A 6000-nucleotide genomic window follows, 5' to 3' on the forward strand; every position below is an offset into this window, starting at 1 on the left:
CGGTCCCGGTCCCGTTCCGGGAGCCTTCTCCGCGTGGCCCGTGTGACGCGCGAGCCGCGTGCGGAAAGCTTCCGCCGGGCAGTATGGGATGCGATGCCGTGGCCCGTGGGCCGGCCACTGGAAGGGACTCACGTGTTCAAGACGGTACTGATGATCGAAAAGGCGCTCTCCGACGCCGACGTGCAGCTGGTCACCACGCTCCACAGCGAGGAGACGGTGTCCTTCGTCGTCCTGATGCAGCCGCGCGGCAAGCAGGACGAACTGCTGCGGGCACTGGACGACGTCGCACTCGGCCACCTCGACAAGGTGGTGCACGAGCACGACGAGTCCGAGAGCCTGCCGACGGTGGCCGACGAGTCGCTCGCGCACAGCCTGCGCCACCTGCGGGCGGCCGGGGCCGAGGCGATCGGCGAGCTGGTCGAGGACAAGCCGCTGGACCGGCTGCGCGCGGTGGTCGAGGAGCACCGGGCCGACGAGGTGGTGGTGCTCACCTCCCCGCACTTCGTGGAGGAGTTCTTCCACCGCGACTGGGCCTCCCAGGCCAGGCACAAGGTGGGCGTCCCGGTGCTGCGGCTGTTCGCCAGCGACTCCTGACCCCCTCCCCGCCCGCCCTCGGGCAGGAGGGGCCCGCCGCCGGTGGTGCAGAATCGTCCTTGCGGTCCGCCGCGAGGACGATCCGCATCTCGTCCGCCCCTGTCCGCCTCCCTCCCCGCCCGCCACCGGGCAGGGGGCCCATCGCCCGTACGGAGCCCCGCCTTGAACGACGCCGCGCACGACCTGCACGCCCCGCACTTCATCGGCATCGGCGGCGCCGGGATGTCCGGCCTGGCGAAGATCCTCGCGGTGCGCGGCGCCAGCGTCTCCGGCAGCGACTCCAAGGAGTCCGAGACCGTCCTCGCGCTGCGCGCCCTCGGCGCCGACGTGCACATCGGCCACGCCGCCGAGCACGTGCCGGACGGCGTCAGCAGCGTCGTCGTCTCCAGCGCCATCCGCGCCGACAACCCGGAGCTGGCCGCCGCCCGCGAGCGCGGCATCCCGGTCGTCCACCGCTCCGACGCGCTGGCCGCGCTGATGGGCGGCCGCCGGGCGCTGGCCGTGGCCGGCACCCACGGCAAGACCACCACCACCAGCATGCTCGCCGTCGCCCTCGGCGAACTGGGCCTCGACCCCTCGTACGCGATCGGCGGCGACCTCGACGCCCCCGGATCCAACGCCCACCACGGCACCGGCGAGATCTTCGTCGCCGAGGCCGACGAGAGCGACCGCAGCTTCCACAAGTACGCGCCCGAGGTGGCGATCGTGCTCAACGTGGAGCTCGACCACCACGCCAACTACGCCTCGATCGAGGAGATCTACGAGTCCTTCGAGACCTTCGTCGGCCGGATCACCCCCGGCGGCACCCTGGTGGTCTCCGCCGACCACGACGGCGCCCGCGAGCTGACGTCCCGGGTGGCCGGCCGGGCGGACCTGAACGTCGTCACCGTCGGCGCCGCCGAGGACGCCGACGTCCGCGTCCTGTCGGTGACCGCCCGCGGCATGACCAGCGAGGTCACCGTCCTGCTGGACGGCGCCGAGCTGTCCTTCACGGTCTCGGTGCCCGGCCGGCACTACGCGCACAACGCGGTCTCCGCTCTGGCCGCCGGCGTCGCGCTCGGCGTCCCGGCCGCCGACCTGGCCAAGGCGCTCGGCGCCTACACCGGTGTGCGGCGCCGGCTCCAGCTCAAGGGCGAGGCCGGCGGCGTCCAGGTGATCGACTCCTACGCCCACCACCCGACCGAGATGTCCGCCGACCTGGAGGCGATCCGCGAGGGCCTTGAGGGCGGGGGCCGGGTGCTGGTGGTCTTCCAGCCGCACCTGTTCAGCCGCACCCAGCAGCTGGCCGAGGAGATGGGCGCCGCGCTGGCCCTCGCCGACGCCTCCGTCGTCCTGGACATCTACCCGGCCCGTGAGGACCCGATCCCCGGCGTCACCAGCGAGCTGATCATCGACGCGGCCAAGCGGGCCGGCGCCGAGGTCACCGCCGAGCACGTCTTCGCCGACGCCCCCGCCCGGCTGGCCGGCCTGGCCCGCCCGGGCGACCTGCTGCTCACCATGGGCGCGGGCGACGTCACCAACCTCGGGCCCGAAATTCTCAAGCACCTCGCGAACGTTGCCACCAACGTCTGAGTCGCCCGACCGGGAGCCGTGATGAGCTACGAGATCGAGAAGACCGACGCCGAGTGGCGCGCCCAGCTGACGCCGGAGGAGTACCACGTGCTCCGCGAGGCGGGCACCGAGCGCCCCTTCGTCGGCGAGTACACCGACACCAAGACGGTCGGCGTCTACAGCTGCCGGGCCTGCGGCACCGAGCTGTTCAGCTCGGAGACCAAGTTCGACAGCCACTGCGGCTGGCCGTCCTACTACGCGCCGCTGGCCGGGGACCGGGTCGAGTACATCGAGGACACCTCGCTCGGCATGCGCCGGGTCGAGGTCCGCTGCGCCACGTGCGGCGGCCACCTCGGACACGTCTTCGAGGGCGAGGGCTACGGCACGCCCACCGACCAGCGGTACTGCATCAACAGCATCTCGCTGACGCTGAAGCCGGCCGACGAGGCCTGACGACGCGCCGGGCGGGCCCGGGAGCCACGACGGCTCCCGGGCCCGCGGGCTATCCGGGCACCGGCTGGAAGCGGACCGGGAGGTGGACCAGCGCGCGGTGGAACGGGCCCGGGCGCCAGAGCAGCTCCCCCGCCGGGGTGGCGAGTTCGAGGTCGCCGAGGCGGCTGGTGAGCTGCTCGATGGCGGTGATCGCGATCAGAAGTGCGGGGTCGCGGGCGGGGCAGGCGTGCGGGCCGGCCGCCCAGGCCAGGTGGGCGGACTCGCCGCTGCGCAGCCCGGTGCCGCCGGTGGGCGGCGCGGCCTGGGAGTTGGCGGCCGCGTAGGAGACCAGCACCAGCGAGCCGGCCGGGATCTCCCGGCCGTGGAAGGTGATGTCGTAGCGCGGGTAGTGGGCGGAGAGGTTCGCCATCGGCGGCTCGTGCCAGAGCACCTCGTCGATCGCCTGGTACGCCGTCATGGCGCCGCCGAACAGCGAGCCGGCGTACCGGGCGTCGGTGAGCAGGCGCAGCAGCGCGTTGCCGATCAGGTTGGTGGTCGGCTGGTGCCCGGCGATCATGGTGAGGGTGATCTGCCGGACCACCTCGTCGTTGTCCAGCCCGGCCGGGTGGGTCAGGAACCAGGAGGTCAGGTCGTGGCGGGGGCGCTCGCGCCGCTCGGCGACCATGGCGGTGACGACCGCGAGGAGGTCCCCGTACGCGGCGACCGCCTTCTCGGTGGACTCGATCAGGCTCCCGATGCCGGCCACCAGCCGGGCGCTGTGCTCCTCGGGCACGCCGAACCAGGTGTTGAAGACGAACACCGGCAGCTGCCGGGCGTACTCGGCGATCAGGTCGGCCGAGCCGGTGGCCGCGAAGGTGTCGATCAGCCGGTGCGCGACCTCGGCGACGCGGCGCTGGAGCAGGTGCGGTTCGAGCAGGGCGAGGCCGTCGGTGATGACCTGGCGGTAGCGGGCGTGCACCTCGCCGTCGCTGAACAGGGCGGTGGGGCGGTAGCCGAGCACCGGAAGCAGCGGGGAGGTCGGTGACACGGTCTGCTGCCAGGCCCGGGAGTCCTTGGAGAAGGTGTCGGTGTCGCGCAGCAGGTCCAGTGCCGCCTGGTAGTCGGTGACCAGCAGGGCTTCGACGCCCGGTGCGATCTCCACCGGGGCGACGGGGCCGTGGCGGCGCAGCCGCTCGTAGACGAGGTGCGGGTCGGCGGCGAACGCCGGGCCGTGGATCGGCACCGGGCGGTCGGGGTCGTCCGGGTGGCCGGGGTCGTCGGGGTGGCCGGGGTGGTCCGGGTCGTCGGCAGGCGTCTCGTCGGCGACGGGGGCGGGGGCGTCGGTGCTGGTCACGGCTGCTCCGGGGCGGCGTCGGGGGCTGCGGGCAGGCCGTGCAGCACGTGCTCGGCCAGCGCGATCAGCGCGTCCAGGCTGGCGCGGCGCTCGCGGGCGTCGCAGAGCACCAGCGGGGTGTCGGCGTGCAGGTCCAGGTGCGTCCGGAGCACCTCGACCGGGTGCGCGGGCGCGTCGGGGAAACAGTTGACGGCGACCGCGTACGGCAGGCCCTGCTCCTCGACCATGTCCATGATCTCGAACGAGTCGGCCAGCCGGCGGGTGTCGGCCAGTACCAGGGCGCCGACGGCGCCGCGGGCGATGTCCTGCCAGAGCGGGAAGAAGCGGCGCTGGCCGGGCGTGCCGAACATGTAGAGCACCACCTGGCCGGGCAGGGTCAGCCGGCCGAAGTCGACCGCCACCGTGGTGGTGGCCTTGTCGGGCAGCAGCGCGGCGTCGTCCACCGGGGCGCCGGTCTCGGTCATCGCCTCCTCGGTGTGGAGGGTGGGGATCTCCGAGAGGGTGCGGATGAGCGTGGTCTTCCCGACGCCGAAGGGACCGGCGACGACCAGTTTCATCAGTGTCTGGTCCCGGTCGGGCAGGTAGCCCACCCGGCCCGTCCCGGACGCCCGGCCGACGGCCTGGCTGCCGGGCGGCCCGGCGGGGCTACCGGAGTGTGCGGAGTCCAACGAGGAGCCTCTCGACGATGGAGCGGTCGGTCTGCTGGGCGCGGGGGATCGGGGCGCGGGCGCGGAGACAGCCCGCCTCGACCAGGTCCGCCGCGAGGAAAACGGTGGCGCTGACCGGGAGCCGCAGGTGCGCCGCGGACTCCACCACGGTCAGGGCGCCGGGCTGCAGCAGCTCCCAGAGCCGCCGGTGCTCGTCCTCCAGCTCGTGCAGGGCCGGCGGCGGCTCGGTGCCGGCGGCGTGCAGGACGGTCAACCGCTCGAAGCCGGCCGTGCCGGGCCGCGTCCGGCCGCCGGTGGCCAGGTAGGCGGGGACCATCCGCCTGCGGGGGACGCCGGTCATGACCGGGCGCTGACGCCCTGCCGCCTGGCCGGGCTCGCCAGGGCGCGGCCCAGGGCGGCGACCTGGACCTGCATCTGGTAGGCCACGTTGCCGAGCTGCGCGTCCGGGGTGGTGAACACCGCCAGCGAGGTGTTCTCGCCGGCCGGGACGACGATCGCGAAGCCCTGCTCGGACTCGACCACGGTCTGCGCCAGCCGGGGCTGCTCGGTGTCGGTGAAGGCGGTGGTGAACGCGCGGGCGGCGGCGTGCACGGTGGCCGTCATCGCGGCGACCCGCTCGGCGGAGGCCCGGCCGAGTCCGGCCGAGGCGCCCTCGACGAGGCCGTCCCCGGTGGCGATCACCGCGTGCAGGACGCCCGGCAGCTCCAGCAGCGGGGTCAGCACCCACGAGATCTCGTCGGTGGTGGTCGGGCTGGGCGTGCTGCTCACTGCTCGGCTCCTTCGGAATGCTCGGGTTGTGCGTGTCTTCGGGGTCCTTCTACGAGGACGAGTACCCGACCGGTCTGATCTGGTTCTGCGACGAGGACGACGCGGCCGGCTACGAGTGGTGGCAGCAGCTGCCCAACGAGAACGCCGCCATCTTCTGGAACGACAAGCTACGGCATGCCAAGAGCCGCGGCCTCGTACCCTCCCAGGCCGTGCATGAACTGCTGTCCGAGCCCGGCACCCGTTTGTCGGGCCGTATCCTGCCCGATTCACGGGCAACGGCGCCCAGCCTCACCTGGCTCGCCGAACTCGCGGCCAAGGGCAAGCCGGTAGGGGACCCCGCGAAGCCCCGGGGCTGGCGCCCCGATCCGCCGCTGAGTGCCGAGCAGTCCGAGGCTGCACGTGCGGCCGGTGGATGGCTCTACCAGGTCGACGAGGGGTACGACCCCGCCGGGCGCGTACCCGTGCACGCCGTTTCCGGTGCCTGGCAGACCGACATCCACGGCCGGGTCGTGCAGTTCTGGCACAACCCCGTCTACGGGCAGCCGACCGCACCGGCCACGGAACCTCCCGCCACGAGCCCTGTGCAGCCGCTCGACGCGACGGCGATGAGCGACGTGACGGCGAACCAGAGCA

At 73.4% G+C, this 6000-nt stretch carries 7 protein-coding genes and 1 pseudogene; 4 read left to right on the forward strand and 4 right to left on the reverse strand.

Annotation, left to right across the window (positions count from 1 at the left end; all coding sequences use genetic code 11):
* Positions 1–132 precede the first annotated feature (132 nt).
* From ABZ885_RS16065 to msrB, 3 genes are all read left to right on the forward strand, one after another.
* The gene (locus tag ABZ885_RS16065) at positions 133–594 is read left to right on the forward strand and encodes an indole-3-glycerol phosphate synthase (protein ID WP_360188115.1); all 462 of its coding nucleotides are present in this window, start codon (positions 133–135) and stop codon (positions 592–594) included.
* A gap of 162 nt (positions 595–756) precedes the next feature.
* Entirely contained in the window at positions 757–2166 is a 1410-nt protein-coding gene (murC, locus tag ABZ885_RS16070; protein ID WP_360188116.1) for a UDP-N-acetylmuramate--L-alanine ligase, read from the forward strand.
* A 21-nt stretch (positions 2167–2187) separates the two neighbouring features.
* Positions 2188–2598, forward strand: a complete 411-nt coding sequence (gene msrB, locus ABZ885_RS16075) for a peptide-methionine (R)-S-oxide reductase MsrB (RefSeq protein ID WP_360188118.1) — start codon at positions 2188–2190, stop codon at positions 2596–2598.
* Positions 2599–2647: 49 nt separating this feature from the next.
* Here the strand turns inward: msrB and ABZ885_RS16080 are convergent, their stop codons facing one another.
* The 4 genes from ABZ885_RS16080 to ABZ885_RS16095 form a co-directional block, all read right to left on the reverse strand.
* Positions 2648–3820: a cytochrome P450 gene (locus ABZ885_RS16080; protein WP_360188126.1), complete on the reverse strand. Its 1173-nt coding sequence runs from the start codon at positions 3818–3820 to the stop codon at positions 2648–2650.
* A 107-nt stretch (positions 3821–3927) separates the two neighbouring features.
* Entirely contained in the window at positions 3928–4488 is a 561-nt protein-coding gene (locus ABZ885_RS16085; RefSeq protein ID WP_360188120.1) for an ATP/GTP-binding protein, read from the reverse strand.
* Between the two features lie 88 nt (positions 4489–4576).
* Positions 4577–4939: a DUF742 domain-containing protein gene (locus ABZ885_RS16090; RefSeq protein ID WP_360188121.1), complete on the reverse strand. Its 363-nt coding sequence runs from the start codon at positions 4937–4939 to the stop codon at positions 4577–4579.
* Positions 4936–5367 (reverse strand): roadblock/LC7 domain-containing protein, encoded by a 432-nt coding sequence (locus tag ABZ885_RS16095; protein ID WP_360188123.1) that lies wholly within the window; start codon positions 5365–5367, stop codon positions 4936–4938. The genes ABZ885_RS16090 and ABZ885_RS16095 overlap by 4 nt, the downstream gene beginning before the upstream one ends.
* A gap of 17 nt (positions 5368–5384) precedes the next feature.
* On the opposite strand from ABZ885_RS16095, the pseudogene ABZ885_RS16100 reads away from it, so the two are divergent.
* A pseudogene (locus ABZ885_RS16100) lies at positions 5385–6000 on the forward strand (hypothetical protein); the annotation flags it as partial.

The organism is Kitasatospora sp. NPDC047058 (assembly GCF_040643935.1).
GTDB lineage: Bacteria > Actinomycetota > Actinomycetes > Streptomycetales > Streptomycetaceae > Kitasatospora.